The organism is Cellulomonas uda (genome assembly GCF_006538705.1).
GTDB classification, from domain to species: Bacteria; Actinomycetota; Actinomycetes; order Actinomycetales; family Cellulomonadaceae; genus Cellulomonas; species Cellulomonas uda.
The window spans coordinates 1-21242 of the sequence record NZ_BJLP01000041.1; the positions used below are offsets into that span (position 1 = coordinate 1).

16 protein-coding genes are annotated in these 21242 nt (G+C 72.5%); 12 read left to right on the top strand and 4 right to left on the bottom strand.

The features are described 5' to 3' along the window. Positions 1-70: 70 nt before the first annotated feature. The gene (locus tag CUD01_RS11845) at positions 71-565 is read right to left on the bottom strand and encodes a hypothetical protein (protein WP_166772050.1); all 495 of its coding nucleotides are present in this window, start codon (positions 563-565) and stop codon (positions 71-73) included. Between the two features lie 175 nt (positions 566-740). Here CUD01_RS11845 and CUD01_RS11850 point away from each other — a divergent pair, with 175 nt between their 5' ends. The 6 genes from CUD01_RS11850 (at position 741) to CUD01_RS11875 (ending at position 10671) form a co-directional block, all read left to right on the top strand. Further along, positions 741-5930 carry an RCC1 domain-containing protein gene (locus CUD01_RS11850; protein ID WP_141321297.1) on the top strand — a complete coding sequence of 1730 codons (5190 nt, stop codon included), beginning with the start codon at positions 741-743 and terminating at the stop codon, positions 5928-5930. Between the two features lie 216 nt (positions 5931-6146). Beyond that, on the top strand, positions 6147-6800 hold the full coding sequence (locus tag CUD01_RS17135) for a DUF6318 family protein (protein ID WP_243861057.1): 654 nt from the start codon (positions 6147-6149) through the stop codon (positions 6798-6800). A gap of 59 nt (positions 6801-6859) precedes the next feature. Next, positions 6860-7630: a PKD domain-containing protein gene (locus CUD01_RS11860; RefSeq protein ID WP_166772049.1), complete on the top strand. Its 771-nt coding sequence runs from the start codon at positions 6860-6862 to the stop codon at positions 7628-7630. 84 nt (positions 7631-7714) lie between these two features. Further along, a complete protein-coding gene (locus CUD01_RS11865; protein WP_141321302.1) occupies positions 7715-8500 on the top strand; it encodes a hypothetical protein in 786 nt (261 codons plus the stop codon). Positions 8501-9376: 876 nt separating this feature from the next. Continuing rightward, entirely contained in the window at positions 9377-9697 is a 321-nt protein-coding gene (locus tag CUD01_RS11870; RefSeq protein ID WP_141321304.1) for a PKD domain-containing protein, read from the top strand. 158 nt (positions 9698-9855) lie between these two features. Beyond that, a complete protein-coding gene (locus CUD01_RS11875) occupies positions 9856-10671 on the top strand; it encodes a DUF4190 domain-containing protein (RefSeq protein ID WP_141321306.1) in 816 nt (271 codons plus the stop codon). Positions 10672-10698: 27 nt separating this feature from the next. On the opposite strand, the gene CUD01_RS11880 is transcribed toward CUD01_RS11875, so the two are convergent. Further along, complete coding sequence (locus CUD01_RS11880; protein ID WP_141321308.1) at positions 10699-11700, bottom strand: SMP-30/gluconolactonase/LRE family protein; 1002 nt, start codon at positions 11698-11700, stop codon at positions 10699-10701. Between the two features lie 176 nt (positions 11701-11876). On the opposite strand from CUD01_RS11880, the gene CUD01_RS11885 reads away from it, so the two are divergent. The 6 genes from CUD01_RS11885 (at position 11877) to CUD01_RS17270 (ending at position 17287) form a co-directional block, all read left to right on the top strand. Further along, positions 11877-12404 carry a PadR family transcriptional regulator gene (locus CUD01_RS11885; RefSeq protein WP_141321310.1) on the top strand — a complete coding sequence of 176 codons (528 nt, stop codon included), beginning with the start codon at positions 11877-11879 and terminating at the stop codon, positions 12402-12404. Further along, entirely contained in the window at positions 12401-13123 is a 723-nt protein-coding gene (locus CUD01_RS11890; protein WP_244937765.1) for an ABC transporter ATP-binding protein, read from the top strand. Before CUD01_RS11885 ends, CUD01_RS11890 begins: the two co-directional genes overlap by 4 nt. Next, positions 13120-15399 carry an ABC transporter permease gene (locus CUD01_RS11895; RefSeq protein WP_141321312.1) on the top strand — a complete coding sequence of 760 codons (2280 nt, stop codon included), beginning with the start codon at positions 13120-13122 and terminating at the stop codon, positions 15397-15399. The genes CUD01_RS11890 and CUD01_RS11895 overlap by 4 nt, the downstream gene beginning before the upstream one ends. Before the next feature lie 102 nt (positions 15400-15501). Beyond that, positions 15502-16155: a DUF6318 family protein gene (locus tag CUD01_RS11900; protein ID WP_166772048.1), complete on the top strand. Its 654-nt coding sequence runs from the start codon at positions 15502-15504 to the stop codon at positions 16153-16155. Further along, positions 16152-16988, top strand: a complete 837-nt coding sequence (locus CUD01_RS11905; protein WP_141321316.1) for a PKD domain-containing protein — start codon at positions 16152-16154, stop codon at positions 16986-16988. Before CUD01_RS11900 ends, CUD01_RS11905 begins: the two co-directional genes overlap by 4 nt. A 173-nt stretch (positions 16989-17161) precedes the next feature. Next, positions 17162-17287, top strand: a complete 126-nt coding sequence (locus CUD01_RS17270) for a hypothetical protein (RefSeq protein ID WP_268531843.1) — start codon at positions 17162-17164, stop codon at positions 17285-17287. Between the two features lie 208 nt (positions 17288-17495). Here the strand turns inward: CUD01_RS17270 and CUD01_RS11910 are convergent, their stop codons facing one another. Beyond that, positions 17496-18986: a glycoside hydrolase family 10 protein gene (locus tag CUD01_RS11910; RefSeq protein WP_141321318.1), complete on the bottom strand. Its 1491-nt coding sequence runs from the start codon at positions 18984-18986 to the stop codon at positions 17496-17498. Between the two features lie 71 nt (positions 18987-19057). Beyond that, entirely contained in the window at positions 19058-21166 is a 2109-nt protein-coding gene (locus CUD01_RS11915; protein ID WP_141321324.1) for a family 43 glycosylhydrolase, read from the bottom strand. Positions 21167-21242 lie beyond the last annotated feature (76 nt).

The window sequence follows — 21242 nt, forward strand, 5'->3', positions numbered from 1 at the left end:
CGTGACCCGGCTGCGGACCGGTCGCCGCCGGGACGTACCTGCTGGGCTTCCGCAGGCGCTCGGCGACGCGTCACCCGCGTGCGGCGCCCAGGTACCAGCCGGAGTCGTCGGTCTGGACCGCCGGCCCGTGGAACGTGATGCCCGGATCCCCGTCGTCGTCGACGACCTCGAGGTCGATTCCGCCCGGCGGCCCGGGCGACACCGTCACCGTGAACGTGAACCGCGAGCCCGGGCCGGGCAGGGACTGCGGGGTCACGACGACGTGCGCGGCCGACCCCGCGGCTCGCACGGCACCCCCGGGCACGGTCATGCACAGCGTCACCGTCGCGGAGTCGCCGAAGTCGTGGTGCTCGTCGGTGTAGTCGAACCCCGCACCCAGACCACCGTCGCCACCGCCCGTGTCGGGCGGGTGGTTGCAGTCGTCCGCGGAGGTCGCAGCCGCCGTCGTCGCGTCCGGCGTCGAGGCACCCGGTGTCGCGGCGCCCGGGCCGTCGGGCTCCTGGCAGCCGACGAGCGCGACGAGAGCGCACGCCACGACGACGAGCGGGCGGCCCGGACGTGACATGGGGTCACCCTCGCAGAGCATCGCCGCGGCGTCGATGCAGGTCATCCGTCTGGCGGTGCCGGGAGAGTCCAGATCCACGGCATTCGAGTGATACCTGGCGAGACCGGCCATGGCGTCCCGTTCCGCGTCCTACGTTGCGTTCCGCCCAGTGCCGGAGCTCGGAGGACCACCCCCCATGCACCTGTCCCGCCGTATGTCCCGAACGTTCGTCGTCGCGACGATCGCCCTCGCGCTGGTCGCGACGGGAAACCAGGCCGCCACCGCTGTCGAGCCCGACGTGCGCGGAGCGAGCGTCACCGACGGCGCGAAGGCCGACCCCTCCGCCGCGGTCGAGAGCCTCTCGGGCACCGGGCAGGAGCCCGCGCAGGACGCGGCGCCGGCCCGGGACGACGACGAGGCCGTCGACATCTCCGCGGACTACCGCGACGGCGACGCGGTGTTCACCCTCACCGGCCCGGCGGACACGAGCTTCGACGTGTCGTTCCTGGGCCAGGGCGACGTGGACCCGGCGCTCGCGGGGACGACGGTCGTCACGGACGCGAGCGGCGTCGCGGAGGTGACCGTGCCGCTCGTCGTCGGGGACGACAAGGCGGGCGCGGTCTCGCTGACGACGATGCGCGAGGTCGACGGCGCGCTCGCGTCGCGCTCGTCGTCGCTGTGGCTCCAGCCGACGGAGGGCGGCTCGGTCGTCACCGGTGAGAACTCGATGGCGGCACTGGGCAACGCGATCGCCGCCGACAACGACACTCCGCAGGCCCGTGAGACGGCGCTGGAGCAGGTGTTCGTAGCGCCGGCCGACTCGGTCACGCAGTCCGTCTCGCAGTCGGCAGCGGCGGCGGCCGGCTCGGCGGTCGTGCGCGGCTACGCGCGCTGGACCGACTGGAACGGCGCGACGCACCCCGCGCGGCACATCGAGGTCCAGATCCTCGAGAACGGTTGGCTGCTCGACACGGTCACGACCGACGACCAGGGCTACTACGAGTACAGCCGCAGCGTCGGCATGAGCGACGTGCTGCAGGTGACGTTCGTCGCGTCGAGCGAGGCGGGCGGCGTCATCTCCCAGCCGCTGCCGTTCGTGACGATGCCGCACCAGCAGTCCGTGCTCGTGCCCGGCGGCGTGCCCGCCGGGACGACGAAGACGGTGAGCATCACCGTCGGACGCAACGGGGCCGACGAGACGGCGTTCGCCGTCCACGACGCGCTGTGGAGCGCGTACCTGTTCGGCGAGATGTCCGGCGGGGACGTGCCCCGCGTCACGGTCAGGTACCCGTACGGGGACGACAACGGGGCGTACCAGAACAGCTCGGGCCTGCACATCGGCGAGTGGGAGTGGAGCGCCTGGGACGTCATCGCGCACGAGTACGGGCACTGGTTCGACGCGCACCACGGGCTGACGGACCGACCCGGCGGGACGCACTGCTTCACCGACAACCTCGCCACCGACGTCTGCGGGCCCGACCCGGGACGCGGCAAGGACGAGGGCGGCAAGCTCGCGTGGTCCGAGGGATACGGCGACTACTTCTCGATCGCGTCCGGACAGCTTGCGCCGCACCCCACCATCCCGGGCGTGGGCGACGGCCGGTACGACGACCTCGTGCGGACGTCCACCGGCGGCATCCCCCGCGACGCGAACGGCAACGACCCCAGCTTCAGCGTCGAGATGGACGGCGGTCACCGGTCGGGCGGCGAGGACAACGAGGTCGCGGTCGCCGCGATCCTGTTCAACCTCACGCAGTCGGGGCGGTCGGGCTTCTCCTACCAGGACGGCACGGCGATCGGCGCGCTGCGCATGACGCGCCTGCTGGAGGCGGCGGACGCCGACCGGCTGAGCGACTTCCTGCGCCACGTGAACCCCGCCACGGGGAGCCCGCGCCTGACGTCGAGCCAGGTCAACGACCTCGGCTGCCTGCTGGCGTCGGCGGACGTCGCACCGGGCGCCGGCAGGCTGCAGGCGAGGTCGTACGAGGTGACGGTCCCCGCCGCGGACGTGTCGACACCGCCGACGATCTCCTGGTCGCGCGGGAACAAGGGCAACTTCGAGAACGACCGGTTCACGGTCGAGGTCTCCGAAGGGCCGTCCGTCGAGCCGTTCTTCGTCTCGGGCACGGTGACCGGGACGGCGTGGACGCCGACCGGCAGGCAGTGGACGGACATCGTCGTCGGCCACGGCAGCGTCGTGTACGTCCGGGTGGTCGGCACGCAGACCGACAGCCCGACGACGGGCCCGTTCTGGGGCTGCGCCACGCCGGTCACGTTCGACTCGAGCGCCCTCGTCACGTCGGGCAGCTGTGCGGCGACCGTGCTCCCGCCGAACGACGACGGCTCGACCGGCGCGGTGGACCTGCCGTTCCCGGTGAACTTCTTCGGGACGACCTACACGTACCTGTACGTCAACAACAACGGGAACGTCACGTTCGAGAACTCGATGGGCACGTTCACGCCGTTCCACATCACGGCGAGCACGCCACCGATCATCGCGCCGTTCTTCGCGGACATCGACACGCGCGGCTCGGGCTCCGCGCCGGTGACGTACAGCTACGGGACGACGACGTTCAACGGGCGCCAGGCGTTCTGCGTGAACTGGATCAACGTCGGCTACTACTACTCGCACTTCGACAAGCTGGTCTCCGCGCAGCTCCTGCTGGTCGACCGCGCGGACCGCGCCGCCGGCGACTTCGACATCGTCTTCAACTACGGCTCGGTCCAGTGGGAGACCGGTGACGCGTCGGGCGGGACGAACGGGTTCGGCGGCACGCCCGCCGCGGCCGGCTACTCGGCCGGCACGGGTGACGCCAACGCGTTCTTCCAGCTGCCGGGCTCGCTCGAGAGCGGCGCCCTGGTCGACGGCGGTCCGCACGCGCTCTCGTCGCACTCCAACGTGGGCCTGGCGACGCCGGGGCGGTACGTGTACCCGGTCACCAACGGCACCGCGGGCAACTCGTCGACCGGTGTCGTCGGCGAGGTGACGAGCCTCGGCCGGACCGTGGCCGGCGCCCCGGTGCAGGTGTGCCCGCAGGGCGGCGGCCGCTGCGTCTTCCAGACCCGGACGGGCAGCGACGGGTCGTTCGCGGCCGTCGGCATCCCGGCGGGGCGGTACACGGTGACGGCGTTCGCGCCGTCGGGCGTGAGCGGCCGTTCCCGCTCGGTCGAGGTCACCGTCACCGCGAACGCGCAGGTCGACGTGAGCATCGACCTCGCGGCGATCAACGGCCTCCCGGTGGGGGTGACGGTCTCGCCGACCGTGGGCAGCGGTGACATCCCGATGCTCAACTGGCACTCCGAGACGACTGTGCGCTTCCCCGGGTGCCCGGACGGCACGGCGACGTTCGCGGTCGTGTCCGACGACGGTGCGCGCCTGGCCTCGGGCTCGGCCGTGGGTGTCGGCACCGGGTGGTTCGCCGTGACGATCCCGCCGCTGTACCCGCACGTCGGCGCCGCGCAGGTCCGGATCGACGTGCAGTGCCCGTCCGGCGCGAGCCGCGAGATCGTGTTCGACGTCTACATCGACCCGTCGGGCCACGTGGTCGACCAGGCGGGGCGGCCGGTCGAGGGTGCGACCGTCACGCTCGAGCGCAGCGACGAGCCCGAGGGCCCATTCGTCGTCGTGCCGGACGGCAGCGACCTGATGTCGCCCGCGAACCGCGTCAACCCGATGACGACGGGGGCGGACGGGTACTACGGGTGGGACGTCGTAGCCGGGTACTACCGGCTCACGGTGCACAAGGACGGGTGCACCGCACCCGACGGCGAGCTCGTCGCGACGAGCGACGTGCTGGAGATCCCGCCGCCGGTCACCGACCTCGACCTGGTGCTGCACTGCGGCACCGTGGACGTGACGCCGCCGGTGGTCACGGTCGAGGACCAGGAGCTCGAGGGCAACGCGCGCGCCGGCTGGTCCGGTGACCTGCCGGGCGTGAGCGTCGCCGACGACACGGACGAGCCGGCTGCGGTGACCCTCGTCTCCGACGCGCCCGCGGTGCTGCCCCTGGGCACGACGACGGTCACGTGGACGGCGACGGACACGGCGGGCAACACGGCGACGGCCGCGCAGCACGTGACGGTCGTCGACACGACGGGGCCTGTCCTGACCTGCGCCGCCGACGTCGACGCTCGGTACGTCGCGGTCCCGGCGCTCGGCACGCCCACGGCGGTCGACGTCGTGGACGCCGACGTGGTGGTCACGTCGGACGCACCGGACGCCTTCGCCCTCGGCACGACGACCGTGACGTGGACGGCGACCGACGCGTCCGGCAACGCCGCGACCTGTGCCCAGCGGGTGACCCTGGAGCTTGCGGTGACCGCGACCCTCGCGTCGGGCGACTCGCACTCGGTCGCGCTGCTCGCGGACGGCACGGTCCGCGCGTGGGGCGCGGGCGGCAACGGCCAGCTCGGCACCGGGGGCACCACGGCGTCGTCGGCCCCGGTCGCCGTCCCCGGCCCGACGGACGTGCGGGCCGTCGCTGCCGGCGGGCACTTCACCCTCGCGCTGCGGGGCGACGGCACCGTGTGGGCGTGGGGCGAGAACGGCGAGGGCCAGCTCGGCGACGGGACGACGACCCGGCGGACGAAGCCGGTGCGCGTGACCGGCCTGCCGCCGGTCGCCGCGATCGGCGCCGGGCGCTACCACGGCCTCGCGGTCGGGATCGACGGCTCGGTGTGGGCCTGGGGCGGCAACACGTTCGGCCAGGTCGGGCGGACCGTGTCCGCACGGGTCACCACCCCGACGCGCGTCGCGGGCACCGGGACCGTCACCGCCGTCGCGGGCGGGATGTACCACTCGGTCGCGCTGCGGGCCGACGGCTCCGTGGTGACCTGGGGCGCGGGCTACGCGGGTCAGCTCGGCGACGGGAAGGCCGTCGACCACCGCACCGCCGCGCAGGTCGTCCCGGGCCTGGCGGGCGTCGTGTCCGTCGGCGCGGGCGGCGTGCACACCCTGGCGGTCACCGCGTCCGGCGACCTGCTCACCTGGGGCGACAACTACGCGGGCCAGCTCGGCGACGGCTCGACCACCCAGCGGTTCGCCCCCGTGAAGGTGACCGGGCTCGGTGCGGTCCTGTCCGCCGACGGCGGTTCGGACTTCTCGACGGTCGTCCTGCGCGACGGGACGGTCTGGTCGTTCGGCGCCAACAGCCGCGGCCAGCTCGGCGACGGCACGACGACGGACCGCAAGCGCCCCGTCCGGGTCGCCGGCGTGACCGGTGCGGGCGCGGTGAGCGCGGGAGGCGCCCACGCGGTGACGCAGGTCGGCGGGTCGCTGCGCTCGTGGGGTGCGAACGACTCCGGCCAGGTCGGCGATGGCTCCTGGACCTCCCGGGTCGCGTCGGTGCGCGTCTCCGGGATCACGTCGGCGGCGCCGCTGGGCTGAGCCCGATGCGGGCGGCGGCGGGCTACCGGCTCGTCGCCGCCCGCACGAGCGCGGCGACTGCGCGGGACCGACCGTGCGGAGGCCACGCGATGACACCTCGAGACCATGCCTCCTCGCCGGGGAACCGCTGCGCTCGCACCGGGGTATCGGACGGGCGCCCACGACCGTGTGGACAAACCACGTCGAACCGTGGTCGATCTGTGTACTTTCGGCCCCATGCGATCGACAGGGAGCTGGGCATGCGGCCTCGTGCTGGTCGGGGCTCTCGCGCTCGCGGGCTGCACCGCCGAAGGGGCGGCCAAGACCGCGACCACGTCGTCGGGGTCGTCGACGCCCGCACCGTCGGCCACGCCCAGCCCGTCGCCGACACCCACGCCCGCTCCGACGCCGAGCGGAGCGCCGACGTCGGGACCCGACCAGGACGTCACGAAGCCTCCGACGCGCCCCGCAGCCCTCGACGGTGCCGCCAGCGAGGACAGCGCGATCGCTGTCGCGAAGTATTTCGCAGCACTCGTGACCTACGTGACCAGCACCGGCGAGTTCGGCGAGTGGGACGCGTTGAGCGGCGATGAGTGCAAGTTCTGCGCCAGCGTCCGAGAGAAGGCGGCCGCGATACACGAAGCGGGCGGCCGCAGCATCGGAGGAGCGGTCGACATCGGGTTCGGTTCGGCTTTCGACAACGGTGATGGAACGTTCGTCGCGAGCGTCGAGCTGACGGAGTACCCGTCTCAGGTCGTCTCCGCCGACGGGGCGGTTCTTGAAGACGTCCCGGAGACGGCGACCTACCGGGCCACGATGGTGCTTGCCCAAGGCGCCGCCGGCTGGGTCGTGGAGGGTGTGCAGGTCGACGAGATCGACCTCGCGCCATGACGTCTCGAAGGGCAGTGGCTGCCGGGTTCGCCTGCGTTGCGCTACTCGTTGCGACGAGTGTGCCCGCGGCTGCGGTCTGGGGGAGCGTCGGCGACGACGAGGCCGTCGTCGGGGACATCTTCAAGCGGTACCGGCAGTACCGCTCGTGGAAGTCCCACAAGAACCCGTTGGTGGATTATGCGTACGCGCGGTTGTGCAACGTCGACTCGCAGTACCTGGAGTCGGACATCGACGGGGAGTGCTCGCCGCCGAACGGCACGGTCGTCATCCCGGGGTGCGACGAGGACGAGCCGGTGATGCCGTTGTGGCGGCGAACGCGGGAGACGATCAGCTCGCCATGGTCGACCTGGGAGATGCGGATCGGGTGGGCGTGCCCGGACGACCTGCTGCCACCGTTCGAGCAGGCAGAGCTGCGTCGGCTGAAGATCGAGCCGACCGCGACGCACCGTCAGCCCGGGGTCGGGGGGACGGTGCTGGTGAACAAGGGGATCATCGGGTGGGTCGAGCCCGACGAGCGCACGTTCCGCACGAGCCTGTTCGACTACGGGATCGACGTGGTGACCTGGCCGGTCGAGTACACGTGGGACTTCGGTGACGGGCAGTCGCTGACGACGACGTCCCCGGGCGGCCCGTACCCGAACAAGGACGTCGAGCACGTCTACGAGCAGACGGGCACGTTCACGGTCACTCTTACCACGGTGTGGAAGGGCAAGTACCGGGTCGACGAGGACGAGGACCACGAGTGGCGTGACATCGACGGCACCGCGCTCACGACGACGACTCTGGCGCCGTTCGAGGTCACCGAGCTCCGCGGCCGCCTCGTCGGCTGAGCCGTTCTCAGCGTCGACCTGGGAGATGAGCGGGACGGGACGAACCGGCACGGATCGACCGCGCACCAGGCTACCCTGACGCGCGTGTCTGCCGCCCCTCGCCGTGCCGTCCTCGTGCTCGCCGTCGTGCTCGTGGCCGGCGCGGGGCTGAGCGGCTGCTCGAGCGACAGGTCCCGGGGCCGCGACGCCGCGCGGTCGGCGGTCGAGACGCTCCTCGCCGGGTCGCGGACGGAGGGCGACGAGATCGCCGACATCGCCGGGAGCGTGGAGGAGAGGGCACGCGCGTCCGGCATCGTGATGATCGGCGTCGAGCACCGGGAGTCGGACGGCGGGTACGGCTCGCCGATCGGCTCGATCACGCTGGGGCTCACCGTCGCGGAGGTCGTGGAGGACCCGAGCTGGTGGGGCGACGACGAGACGCGGGACCCGGGCCCGTACTGCTTCGAGGTGACGTTCCACCGCCGCGGGGTGCTCAAGACCAAGGGCGTCGGTTGCCCCGACGGTGGGCTGGTGGCGGTTCCCGCCCCGCCGTCGCGCCTGCCGCGCATCGCGCCCAACGCGCACGAGGCGGTGTGGTCCGTGCTCGAGTCGATGCCGGACCGGGTGCCGTCGCAGGACCAGGTGGTCGCGGACGTGACCGCGCGGCTCGAACCGCACGCGAACGGTGTCACGCCGCTCGCGGAGGTGACGGTGGCGATCGACGACGGCGTCGTCGCGGTGGCGACGGGTGACGGTGACGACTGCGTGCTCGTCAAGCGGGGCCCGGACGGCGTGGTCCGGGACGTGTACGTGCCGCCGGTCTACCTGAAGCGGGGCGAGCTGGGCTGCTACGCGGACACCGCGTTCGCTGACCTGCGACCGCCGCACTGACCGACGAGGTCCGCACACCGGGCGCGGACGGATGCGCGCCAACCGCTCGGCGTCGCGGACGAGGTCGACGACCGAGCAGCGCCTCGGGCGCGGGGGTCAGCGCCTGCGCGGTGCGCGTGAGAGCCGCGAGCACTGCGGCCAGCTCGTCGGCCACCCACGGCCGCTGCGGCGGGACGCTCTCCACGTCCTCGAACGCGAGGACGAACCAGTCGTCGACGTCGGACGTCCACAGGAACCGGGGCGCCGGCACGGTGGGCGGCAGCAGGCGCGCGACGTGCGCCTCGTGCCGGGAGGCGGCGTGCGCGTGCTCCCCGCGGGTCGCCGACGCCGCCTTGACGAACACCCGCGTCCCGTCCGCCAGCTTCGTGGGACGAGCTCAGCGGCGCTGAGTGCAAGTTCTGCGCGAGCAGCCACGAGCGAGTCGTCACTCGCTTCGACGCCGGTAACCGCGGCATCGGGGGAGCAATCGACTTCGGCTGGGGGACGGCGACCGCCGAGGGCCGCGACCGCTTCCTCGTCGAGCTCCAGCTCCACCAGTACGGGTCGCAGACGGTCGACGCGGGTGGCGCGGTGGTCGAGGACTTCTCCGACCCGATGGACCTCCGGGCGAACATGAGGGTCTCGCGCGGAGCAGATGTCTGGTCCGTGGACGGCGTCCAGGTCGATGAGGTCGGGAGTGGACGGTGAGGCTAGGCCGGGGTTCTCTCGTGACTCCCGCGCTCACTGCAGCGCTCATCCTGGCCACCCCGACGATGTCACCGGCCTCTGAGCTGGTCGACCCGGTCAAGGACCGCATCAACATCACCGGCACGTTGAAGCGGTACATGGAGTACCGGGCGTGGAAGTCTCACCAGGACCCGTTGGCGGACTACGCGTATGGAGCGCACGTTCCGTACGAGTCTGTTCGGCTTCGGCATCGACGTGGTGACGTCGCCGGTGGAGTACACGTGGGACTTCGGTGACGGGCAGACCCTGACGACGACGTCGCCCGGCGGCCCGTACCCGAACCGGGACGTGGAGCACGTCTACGAGGACACGGGGACCTTCACGGTCACGTTGACCACGGTGTGGGAGGGCAGGTACCGGGTCGACGAGGATCCGGACCACGAGTGGCGGACCATCGACGGCACGGCCCTGACGACGACGACGCTGGACCCGTTCGAGGTGACCGAGCTCCGCAGCCACCTGGTGGGGTGACCCGCGCCGTCGCGCGGCACCCGGGGCGAGGTCCGCGGTCGTCGGGACGCGCGAGAGAGTGACGTGCCGCGGCAACGCTTCACCCGACGACGCCCGCTGCCGACCGTAAGCATGACCCCGCGAGCGCGGGGTCTGGCCCACGCGCCCGAGGAGCACCCGTGTCCACCGACCAGCCGACCCCGACGACACCGGCCGGTCCGGGCTATCCGTCCGTCCCCGCGGGGTACCCGCCTGCGGCTCCGGGGTACCCGCCTGCGGCGGCCGGCTACCCGCCGGCACCGGGCTACCCGCCTGCCGCCCCGGGCTACCCGCCAGCTCCCGGCTACCCGGCTGCGCCCGCGGGCTACCCGCAGGGCCCGCTGCCGCCCGGGTACGGAGCAGCGATGGAGCAGGGTCCGCGCAAGTACGACCGGCTCGCGATCGCGGCCTTCGTGCTCAGCATCATCGGCGGGACGCTGCTCGCCCTGATCCTCGGGATCGCGGCGCTGACGCGCACGCGCGACGGCCGGACCAAGGGCCGCGGCCTGGCGATCGCGTCGCTGGCGATCTCGCTGGCGTGGGTGCTCGGCGCGCTCGTCGTGGTGTCGATGCAGAACGCGAAGGAACCGACGTCGGCGTACATGGTGGGCGACTGCGTGCAGGTGAGCTCCGGCGCGGCGGCGAACCTCGACGGCAGCGACGCGCCGACCCTGCCGCGTGTGGAGTGCACGGTGCCGCACAACGGTGAGGTGTACGCGACGAAGCAGATCCCGGCGGGGTCCTACCCGGGTGTGGACGAGGTCGAGCAGGATGCGGAGTCGTTCTGCCTCCAGCGGTTCGAGCGGTTCGTGGGGGTGGGGTACGACGACTCGCAGCTGCAGGTCTTCTACGTCTACCCGCAGAAGGGTGGCTGGTACGCGGGCGACCGCGACGTGGCGTGCGTGGTGCTGGACGGGGTCGACGTCACGGGGACGCTGCAGAACGCCGGCCGGTAGTCGCCGCGGGGCCGAGCGGGCCCGGGCTCAGGGCGCGGGGATCCGGGTGACGGTGAACGGCTCGGGGGTCCCGCCCGCGGAGCGGGTCGCGAACTGGCTGTTCACGACGAGCAGGCTGTGCCCGGCGCGCGCGGCGGTCGTCGGGTCGTCGAACGACGCGTCGAGGGTGCGGGACACGACGGTGCCGGAGCCGAGGTCCCGGTCGAGGCGCACGGTCGCGATGCCGGGTGCGCCGGTGGTCCACTCGACGGCGTACAGCCGGCGTCCGTCGAGCAGCAGGCCGTCGCCGGCGACGGCGTCGTCGCCGAGGTCGACGCTCTCGACGCTCCCGTCGGTCAGCCCGACCCGGAACAGCTCGGACGTGGGCGTCTTGGCGACGATCGCGTACCGGCCGTCGCGTGAGACGACGATGCCGTTGGCGTTGATCTCCTGGTCGTAGGTGAACGCGGTGCCCTCGAACGAGACGACGGGCGTCAGCGGCTCGGTGCCGGTGGTGCGGCGCTCGCGCCCGTCGATCCGGTAGAGCACGGGCCGCATCGAGTCCGTGACGTAGACGTCGCCGTGCGGGCCGACGGCGAGGTCGTTGACGAACGTGGGCGACCCGTCCTGCTCGACCTCCCAGGACCCGGTCAGGTCACCGGTCCGCAGGTCGTACGCCCACACACGGCCGGTGAACCCGCCGGCGACGAGCAGGGTGGTGCGGTCGACCTTGAGGCCGACGGCCATGGTCCGGCCGTCCTCGCCGCCGGGCAGGAAAGGTGTGGCGGTCGGCTCGTCGAGGTCGCCGCGGTAGATCGTGCCGTCGGTGGTGCTGCTGACGTAGAAGTCGTCGCCGTGCGTGGCGATGCCCTCGGGGTACACGTCGTCGGCCGCGGGTCCGGCGGGGTCCAGCAGGTACGTCGTCGGGCGGTGCGCGCCACCGGGCTGGCCCGGTCCGTGCGGCCCGGGCCCGTGCGCGGACGCCGGGACGGCGGCGAGCATCGTGAGCACGACGGCGGTGGCGAGGGAGGTCGTCAGGCTGGATCGCATCGGTGCACCCCTGCGGCGGGGTCGGGCGTCTCACCGGGCGTGGGCCCCCCGCCGTCGCCCCCGGGAGTGCGCGGTCGATTCGGACGAACCGGCGCGAGGCCCACTGTATGGACAGGAGGTGCCGAGGTCCAGGCCACTATCCGCACCGTGTATACCCGGTGTGTATAGTACGGGCCGTGAGCATCGGACCAGCCCTCCTCGGGCTCCTGCAGACCGGACCGCGTCACGGCTACGACCTGAAGCGCGCGTACGACGACCGCTTCGGACAGGACCGGCCGTTGGCGTACGGGCAGGTGTACGCGACCCTGGCGCGCCTGCTGAAGAACGGCCTCGTCGAGGTCGAGCTCGAGCCCGGGGACGGACCGGACCGCAAGCGGTACGCGATCACCGACGCGGGAGTGAGCGACGTCGAGGCGTGGCTGACCAGCCCGGAGAAGCCCGAGCCGTACCTGCACAGCGCGCTGTACACCAAGGTCGTCCTCGCGGTGCTCACCGGACGCGACGGGGCCGACGTCCTCGACACCCAGCGCGCCGAGCACCTGCGGCTCATGCGGGAGCTCACGCGGCGCAAGGCCGAGGGCGACCTCGCCGACCAGCTCGTGTGCGACCACGCCCTGTTCCACCTCGAGGCGGACCTGCGCTGGCTGGAGCTCACCGCCGCGCGCCTCGACCAGCTCGCCACCGACCTGAGGGGGACCGCGTGACCGCCGCACCGCTGACCACCGACGCCACCACCCCGCCCGCGCCCGCAGGCCCGCTGCTCGTCGCACGCGACCTGCACGTCGCGTTCGGCCCGACGACCGCGCTCGCGGGCGCGTCGCTCGAGGTCGACGGCGGGGAGATCCTCGCGCTCATGGGCCCGTCCGGGTCCGGGAAGTCGACCCTCCTGCACTGCCTCGCGGGAATCCTGCGTCCCGACGACGGCACGGTCGCCTTCGAGGGGCGGGACGTCACCGCGATGTCCGATGCCGAGCGCAGCGCGCTGCGCCGGTCCGAGTACGGCTTCGTGTTCCAGTTCGGCCAGCTCGTACCCGAGCTGACGTGCGAGGAGAACGTCGCGCTGCCGCTGCGCCTCGCGGGCGTCGCGCGCCGGGAAGCCCACAGCACGGCGCGCGAGTGGCTCGACCGGCTGGAGGTGCCCGACATCGCCCGCAAGCGTCCGGGCCAGGTCTCGGGCGGGCAGGCGCAGCGCGCCGCGGTCGCACGCGCGCTCGTCACGCGACCGCGCGTGGTGTTCGCCGACGAGCCGACCGGCGCGCTCGACTCGCTGAACGGTGAGCGGGTCATGCAGCTGTTCGTCGCTGCGGCGCGCGAGACCGGCGCGGCCGTGGTGCTCGTGACGCACGAGCCGCGCGTCGCCGCGTACTCCGACCGCGAGGCCGTCGTGCGCGACGGTCGCGTGCGCGAGCAGGTGCGCGCATGAGGCGAGGGCGCAGCAGCTGGCGCTCCGACCTCGTGCTCGGGGTGCGGATGAGCGTGACCGGGGGACGATCGGGCTGGGCGCGGCTCGCGCTCGTCGCGACGGGCGTCGGGATCGGGGTGGCGATGCTCCTGCTCGTCGCGTCGGTGCCCACGGTTCTCGACATGCGTGTCACGCGCGACGCCGCGCGCTCGCCCGGGACGGAGGCGACGGTGCGCGGCGACGACACGCTGCTGGTCAAGCGCATCACGTCGCAGGTCGGCGACGAGCTCGTCGTCGGGAACCTGCTGCAGCCCGAGGGTGAGCGCGCGCCGCTGCCCCCCGGCGCCGACCGGGTCCTCGCGCCGGGGGAGGCGCTGCTGTCACCCGCGCTCCTGCGGGTGCTCCGGGACGACGAAAGGGGCCTGCTCGAGGGTCGTTGGGGCCAGCGGATCGTCGGGACCATCGGCGACGACGGGCTCGTCGGATCCCAGGAGCTGCGGTTCTACCTGGGCACGGACCAGCTGACCGAGAACACGGCCCTGCGGGTCACGGACTTCGGCCGCTCGCGCGGCGTCGGCGGGTCCGACCCCATGCTGATGCTGTTCGCGCTCGTCGGGCTCACCGGCATGCTCGTGCCCGTCGCCGGGTTCATCGCGACCGCCGTCCGGTTCGGCGGGGAGGCCCGTGACCGCCGCCTCGCCGCGGTCCGGCTCGTCGGCGCGGACGCCGCGACGACCCGTCGGATCGCCGCGGGTGAGACGCTCGTCGGCGGGGTCGCGGGCGTGCTCGTCGGCGGTGCGCTGTTCGCGGCGCTCCGCGTCCTGGGCCCGCAGGTCGTACCGCCGTCGCTGTCGTTCCACGGCGCGGACCTGCGCCCCTCGCCGGTGCTGGCCGCCCTCGTGGTCGTGCTCGTCCCCGTCGCGTCGGTGCTCGTCACCCGGTCCGCGCTGCGCCACGTCGTCGTCGAGCCGCTCGGTGTGGTGCGCCGCGCCGCGACGGTCGAGCGGCGGCTGTGGTGGCGCGTCGCCGTGCCGGCGGTCGGCCTCGCGCTCATGCTCGGCCCGCTGCTCGTCGGCGGCACCGACGCGTTCGTCGACGCGCAGGTCGTCGTGCTGCTCGGCATGGTCTGCCTGCTCGCGGGGGTCGCGCTGCTGCTGCCGTGGCTGCTCGACCTCACGGTGCGCCACCTGCGGCCCGGCGCGCTCGCATGGGACCTCGCGGTGCGACGCCTCCAGCACGAGAGCGGCACCGCGGTGCGGGCCGTCTCCGCGGTCGTCGTGTCCGTCGCCTCGCTCATCGCCGTGCACGGCCTGCTCGGCGCCGAGTCGGGCACGCCCGGTTACGAGGGCGACCGGTACGAGGCCGTCGTGCACAGCGACGTGACCCGCCCCGAGGGCGCCCGGCTGGCACCCGCGCTCGCCGACATCCCCGGCGTCCTCGACGTCGAGACCCGCATCCTGACCCGGGCGCACGCCGTCGAGGGCGGCGACGAGGTCCCCGTCGTCGTCGCGAGCTGCGCCTGGATCATCGCCGAGACCGGCGTCACCGAGTGCGCCGACGGCGACGTCGTGGTCCTCGTGCCCGACGGCTCGCAGGCGCCCGACCTCGGCACCGCGTACGTGCTCGGCGGGGCCGGCGCCTCGACGTGGACCCTGCCGACGAGCGCCGTGACGGCCCGGACCAGCGACCCGCAGCTCGTCGGCGCACCCGCGTCCGTCAACGTCACCCCCGCCGCCCTCGGCGACGCGGTCGTCGTGCCGACGGGCGTCTACGACGACGGCGTCGTCACGGTCGGGCTCGACCGGGCCGTGCCGGACGTGGCCGAGCACGTGCGGACCACGGTGGCGAACCTCGACCCCACGGCCGACATGTACGTCAACGACCCCGAGGCCGTGGGATCGATGGTCGTGGCGATCCGCCAGGGCCTGCTGCTCGGCACGGTCGCGCTCCTCGTGGTCGTCGGCGCCAGCCTCCTCGTCACGGTCGCCGAGCAGCTCCGCGAGCGCCGCCGCCCCCTCGCCGTGCTCGTGGCGTTCGGCGTGCGGCGACGCGTGCTCGGCCTGTCCGTCCTGTTCCAGGTGGCGGTCCCCGTGGCGATCGGGCTGGTGCTCGCGGTCGCCGTGGGCATCGGGCTCGCCGTGGTCCTGCAGTCCGGGACCAGCACGCCCTTGAGCATCGACCTGGCCGGGGTGGGCGTCACCGCCGGTGGGGCCGCGGTCGTCGTGCTGCTCGCGACCGCCACGCTCCTGCCGCTGCTGGGCCGCGTCACCCGCCCCGCGGGCCTGCAGGGGGAGTGACCTGCAGGGGGGGGTGAGCCGTGCAGCGGGTGTCGGACGGGCGCCCACGACCGTGTGGACGACCGCGGTCGAGCACTGGTCGATCTGTGTAGTTTCATCCCCATGCGATCGAGGGGGAGCCGGGCGTGCGGCCTTGTGCTGGTCGGAGCGCTCGCGCTGGCCGGCTGCACGTCCGAGGGTGCGGCCAAGACGGCGACGGCGACGACGAGCTCGGCGGCACCTGCGCCGTCACCCACGCCCACCCCGTCACCGACCCCCACGCCCACCCCGGCCCCGAGCGCGGCGCCGACGTCGGGTCCTGACCAGGACGTCTCGACGCCCCCGGCGCGCCCGGCCGCTCTCGACGGCCCAGCCACCGAGGACAATGCGATCGCCGTCGCCAAGTACTTCACAGCGCTGTACACGTACATCGTCGCGACGGGGGACTACGCCGAGTGGGATGCACTGAGCGGCGCTGACTGCGGCTATTGCGCCAGTGGGCGTGAGAGCGCCGAGGAGGTGCATGACGCGGGCAACCACGGCACAGGCGGTGCCGTGGACATCGGGTTCGGATCGGCGGCAGCACGGCAAGACGGCACCTTCGTCGCTAGCGTGCAGTTCACCGAGTACCCCTCCCAGACCGTGGCCGCCGACGGAACCGTCGTCGAGGACTTTCCCGACACGCTCCAGCTCAAGGCGACGATGGTCCTGTCGCGCGCTGGGGACGGGTGGACGGTGGAGGCTGTCCAGGTCGACGAGTTCAGCCCAGAGACATGAGGTTCCGAAGGCCGCCCGCGGTCGGGGTGATCTGCCTGGCGGCGCTTCTCGTCCTGACGACACCAGCGCACGCCAAGACACGAGTGGACCTGGGCGAGGACGAGGTGGGTCTCTCTGACACCCTCGATCGCTATCGCGAGTACCGCTCGTGGAAGGCGCGCAAGAACCCGTTGGTGGACTACGCGTACGCGCGGCTGTGCAACGTGGACTCGCAGCACCTGGAGTCGGACATCGACGGAGAGTGCTCGCCGCCGAACGGCACCGTCGTGCTCCCCGGGTGCGACGAGGACGAGCCGGTCATGCCGTTGTGGCGCCGGACCCGCGTGACGGTGCGTTCACCGTGGTCGAACTGGGAGATGCGGATCGGGTGGGCCTGCCCTGACGACCTGCTCCCGCAGCTCACGCGGGCCGACTTCCGCCGGCTGACGATCGAGCCGACCGCGACGCACCGTCAGCCCGGCGCGCGCGGGACGGTGCTGGTGAACAAGGGGATCATCGGGTGGGTCGAGCCCGACGAGCGCACGTTCCGCACGAGCCTGCTCGACTACGGGATCGACGTGGTGACGTGGCCCGTCGAGTACACGTGGGAGTTCGGTGACGGTCACACCCTGACGACGACCTCACCGGGTGGCCCGTACCCGAACCGGGACGTCGAGCACGTCTACGAGCAGACCGGCATGTTCACGGTCACGCTGACCACGGTGTGGGAGGGCAAGTACCGGGTCGACGAGGACGAGGACCACGAGTGGCGTGCCATCGACGGCACGGCGCTCACGACGGCGACGCTGGCGCCGTTCGAGGTCACCGAGCTGCGGGGCCACCTCGTCGGCTGAGACCGCGGACCCGCCGTGACGTGCCCAGGGCTGCGCGACCGATCCGGGAGGAACGGCACGCAACGCACGTCGCCCTGGCTACCCTGACGTGTGCCCTCTCCCGCCCGCCGGGTCGTCCCCGTGCTCGTCGTCGCGCTCGCGGCCGCCGTGGGACCGGGGACGGCGACGACCGCGTGCTCGTCGCCCGCGGCCGGGACGGTGTGGTCCGGGACGTGCACGTGCCGCGGGTATACCTGCAGCCCGGCGAGCTGGGCTGCTACGCGGACACCGCGTTCGCGGACCTGCGACCGCCGCACTGACCGGCCCGGGGGGCTGCGGACGAGACGAGCCGGCCCGGTCGTCGTGACCGGGCCGGCTCGCGGGCGGGATCAGGCGCCGCCGGCCTCCGGGTCGAGGTGGATCGTGCCGTCGCCGCTCGCTGCGCGGCGGCAACGTCGGACGAGGACACGGATGCGTGCGGGCTGATACGCGACGCCGACGATCTTCACCCGGCGCCCCGCGTGGACCTCACCCCACGCGGACCAGCTGCCACTGCTGGTTGGCGCCGCCCCAGCTGGAGTACTGGACGATGTTCGCGCCGTCGGCGGTCGACGCGTTCTGGACCTCGAGCGCCTTGCCGCTGAGGCGGCTCGTGATGGTCGCGTACCCGTTGGAGACGGTCGCGCGCCACTGCTGGTTGGAGCCGTTGGTGTCGGTCCACTGCACGATCGCCGCGCCGTCGGCCGTGGACTTCGCGTACACGTCGAGGTTCTTGCCCGACAGGCGCGAGCGGATCTCGTAGTAGCCGTCACCGGTGGAGACGAACTGCCACTGCTGCTGGTTGCCGTTGTTGCGCGACCACTGCGTGATGCGCGCACCGTCGTTGGTGGCGAGGTTGTACACGTCGAGCGCCTTGCCGCTGTTGCGGTTCAGCAGCACGTACCAGGCGTTCGTGTCGATGGACGAGCCGCCGGGGTTTCCGGGGTTGCCGGGGTTGCCGCCGCCCGCGTTGAGCGCGTTGAGGACCGAGGTGTACGCGGCCTTCTTGTTGCCCCACGCGTCGAACAGCAGCGGGTTGGCGCCCGTGCGCCACGAGTCGGAGTCCCGCACGCCCCACACGGTGATGCCGTTGCAGCGCGCGATCGCGAGGCACGCCTTCGTCACCTGGGCGTACATGTTCGCCTGGTTGCCGCCCTGCTGGATGTCGAGCTCGGTGATCTGCACGTCGACGCCCAGGTCCGCGAAGCGCTGGAGGTTGGCCTGGTAGTCGCCCGGCAGGCTCGTCCCGAGGTGGGACTGGAACCCGACGCAGTCGATCGGCACGCCGCGGGCCTTGAAGTCGCGGACCATGTTGTAGACGCCCGTGGACTTCGCGTTGATGCCGTCGGTGTTGTAGTCGTTGTAGCAGAGCTTGGCGCCCGGGTCCGCGGCGCGGGCGGCGCGGAACGCGGCCTCGATCCAGTCGTTGCCGGTGCGCTGCAGGCTCGAGTCACGGCGGCTGCCGCGCCCGTCGTCGGCGAACGCCTCGTTGACGACGTCCCACGAGTGGATCTTGCCGCGGTAGTACGACGCGACGCGCGTGACGTGGTTGATCGCGGCGCTGCGCAGCGCGCTGCCGGACAGGTTCTGCGCCCAGCCGGGCATCTGCGCGTGCCACAGCAGCGCGTGACCGCGCACCCGCTTGCCGTTGGAGCGCGCCCAGTTGGCGATCTGGTCGCCGCGGCTGAAGTTGAAGCTGTTCGGCGACGGCTCCGTCGCGTCCCACTTCATCTCGTTCTCGGCGGTGATCATGTTGAACTCGCGGTTGGCGATCGACGAGTACGTCCAGTCGCTCAGCCGGCCCGCGGCGATGGCCGTGCCGAAGTACCGGCCCTTCTCCGCGGCGGACGCGCCGAGCGTCGAGGCCGCCTGGGCGGGGTTGGCGAGCGCGAGCATCGTCGTGAAGGCCAGCCCGGTGGTGGCGGCGAGCGCGACCGCTCGTCGCCGCCAGCCGTGCTGCCGTGGGGTTGTCGTGCGCATGCGTGACTCACTCTCTGTTGGGACCGTGCGCTGGTCGCACGGTCGACGGTTGCCGATGACGTGCGGGAGGTTCAGGGCGTGGTGAGGTCGAAGCTGCGGACCGTCACGGCGCCGCCGAGCGCCTGCGTGGCGTAGTTGAAGATCCCGAACCGGTAGCCCATGAAGAACTCCCACTGGTTGTTCAGGACGAACGCGGGACCGAGCGGCACGAACCTGGTGCCGTCGGTGCTGTAGGAGAACGTGGCGGTCCGGCCGGAGCCCGGGCGGATGTCCGCGGTGGCGCGCAGCCAGATCCGCCCGCCCCAGACGTTCGCCGACGCGCGCTCGACCCCGGTCCCGGTGGTCTGCCACGAGCTGTTCATCGTGAGGCCGTCGGTCATCACCACGCGGGTGCCGCCGTTCGCGCGGACCACCCCGATCCATGCCGACGACTGCCGCAGCATCGCCAGCCCCGCGCGGTCACCGTTCGCCATCGCGGAGTAGTCGAGCTCGATCGTCGCGGTGGACGTCGGCCCCTGGATGCGGTGGGTGAGGGTGTTGCGCGCGCTGTACAGGTCGCCCGTGACGGTGGCCGTCTGCAGGCGCAGCCCGTTGCCGACGCTGAACCGGCTGGTGTCGGGGTTGTGGTTCCACTCCCACCGGTGGCCCAGGGTCGGTCCGACGAAGGTGTCGCGGCCGATCATCGGGGCGACCGTCTTGCTCGTCGTGATGTTCGGGCGGTTGTACGTGGTGCCCCAGCGGCCGTTGACGGTCTGCAGGGTGGGCCAGCCGTCGGCGGTCCAGGTGATCGGCGCGAGGGTGGGCACGCGGCCGCCCGGGTACGCGTCGGTGAAGGCCATGTACCACCAGTCGCCGGCCTGCGTCTGGACGAGGCCGCCCTGGTGCGGGACGCCGCCGCCCGAGATCGGGCCGGGCAGGTTGAGCAGCACCTGACGCATCTCGTACGGGCCGAACGGCGAGCGCGAGCGCAGCACGTACTGGCCGTTCGCGGGGCGCGTCAGCCAGATGTAGTAGTACCCGTTGCGCTTGTAGAACCGGGCACCCTCGAGCGTGCCGACGTTCGACGGCGTCTGGAACACCTGCTGCGCGCGCACCTGCCCGGTGCCCTCGGCGTTGAGCTGCGCGACGCTGATCGTGCCGTTGCCGTACGCCACGTACATCGTGTCGTCGTCGTCGACCAGCAGGCCCGCGTCGTAGTAGCAGTTGTTGATCCGGGCCTTCTTCGACCACGTGCCGTCGACCGCGGTGGCCGTGTACACGTAGGTGCGGTTGTACTCGGTGCAGCCCAGCCAGTAGTAGGTGCTGTTGCTCTTGCGGTAGCCGAGCGTCGACGCCCAGATGCCCTTGACGTACTTGCGCCCGCCGGACAGGTCGTACCCGCTGTCGTCGAAGTCGAGACGCGGCACCGAGTGCCCGGCGTACTCCCAGTTCACCAGGTCGTACGAGCGCAGGATCGGTGCGCCGGGGGAGTAGTGCATGGTCGACGCCGAGTAGTAGTAGGCGTCACCGACGCGGATGATGTCGCCGTCCGCGAAGTCCTGCCAGACCACGGGGTTGGTGAACGTGCCGGTCTGCGGCGGTGGCGTGCTGCTGCCGCCCCCCAGCCGCACGAGCTGCCACTGCTGGTTCGCGCCGTTCCAGTCCGCGTACTGCACCACGTTCGCGCCGTCGGCGGTGGACGCGTTCTGCACCTCGACGGCCTTGCCGCTGTGCCGGGCGATCAGCTGGATGTAGCCGTCGACGTCCTGGACGCTGAACTGCTGGTTGGTGCCGCCCGTGTCGGACCACTGGATCACGGCGGCGCCGTCGGCGGTGGACCGGCCCGAGATGTCGAGGACCTTGCCCGACAGGCGCGACTTGAGCTTGTAGTAGCCGCCGCCCGAGTCGACGAACTGCCACTGCTGCTGCGCGCCGTCGTTGCGGGACCACTGGGTGATCCGCGCGCCGTCGTTGGTCGCGAGGTTGTACACGTCGAGCGCCTTGCCGGACTGGCGGTTGAGCAGCACGTACGACGCGGTGGTGTCGATGGTCGCGGCGGTGGCGGCGGGTGCCGCGACGACCGCGACGAGCGCGGGGAGCGCGAGGCCCGCCAGCGCGAGGACGGTGGTCCAGCGTCGTCGCCGTGGGCGACGGTGGGCCGGCTGGGCATGGTGGGTGGACACGACGACGGTGTCGCTCATGGTGCACGCTCCCGGAAGCGAAGTTCGAGCCGCGCGCCGTGTTATCGCTCACACGACGCCTTGGCGCGACTGTGGC

What these genes read in the sequence shown, in the direction of transcription:
- CUD01_RS11880 (WP_141321308.1), bottom strand. Translation starts at nt 11,700, where the DNA reads ATGCGATCCAGCCTGACGACCTCCCTCGCCACCGCCGTCGTGCTCACG.
- CUD01_RS11905 (WP_141321316.1), top strand. Translation starts at nt 16,152, where the DNA reads ATGAGGTTCCGAAGGCCGCCCGCGGTCGGGGTGATCTGCCTGGCGGCG.
- CUD01_RS11915 (WP_141321324.1), bottom strand. Translation starts at nt 21,166, where the DNA reads ATGAGCGACACCGTCGTCGTGTCCACCCACCATGCCCAGCCGGCCCAC.
- CUD01_RS17135 (WP_243861057.1), top strand. Translation starts at nt 6,147, where the DNA reads ATGCGATCGACAGGGAGCTGGGCATGCGGCCTCGTGCTGGTCGGGGCT.
- CUD01_RS11900 (WP_166772048.1), top strand. Translation starts at nt 15,502, where the DNA reads ATGCGATCGAGGGGGAGCCGGGCGTGCGGCCTTGTGCTGGTCGGAGCG.
- CUD01_RS11895 (WP_141321312.1), top strand. Translation starts at nt 13,120, where the DNA reads ATGAGGCGAGGGCGCAGCAGCTGGCGCTCCGACCTCGTGCTCGGGGTG.
- CUD01_RS11850 (WP_141321297.1), top strand. Translation starts at nt 741, where the DNA reads ATGCACCTGTCCCGCCGTATGTCCCGAACGTTCGTCGTCGCGACGATC.
- CUD01_RS11870 (WP_141321304.1), top strand. Translation starts at nt 9,377, where the DNA reads ATGGAGCGCACGTTCCGTACGAGTCTGTTCGGCTTCGGCATCGACGTG.
- CUD01_RS11910 (WP_141321318.1), bottom strand. Translation starts at nt 18,986, where the DNA reads ATGCGCACGACAACCCCACGGCAGCACGGCTGGCGGCGACGAGCGGTC.
- CUD01_RS11845 (WP_166772050.1), bottom strand. Translation starts at nt 565, where the DNA reads ATGTCACGTCCGGGCCGCCCGCTCGTCGTCGTGGCGTGCGCTCTCGTC.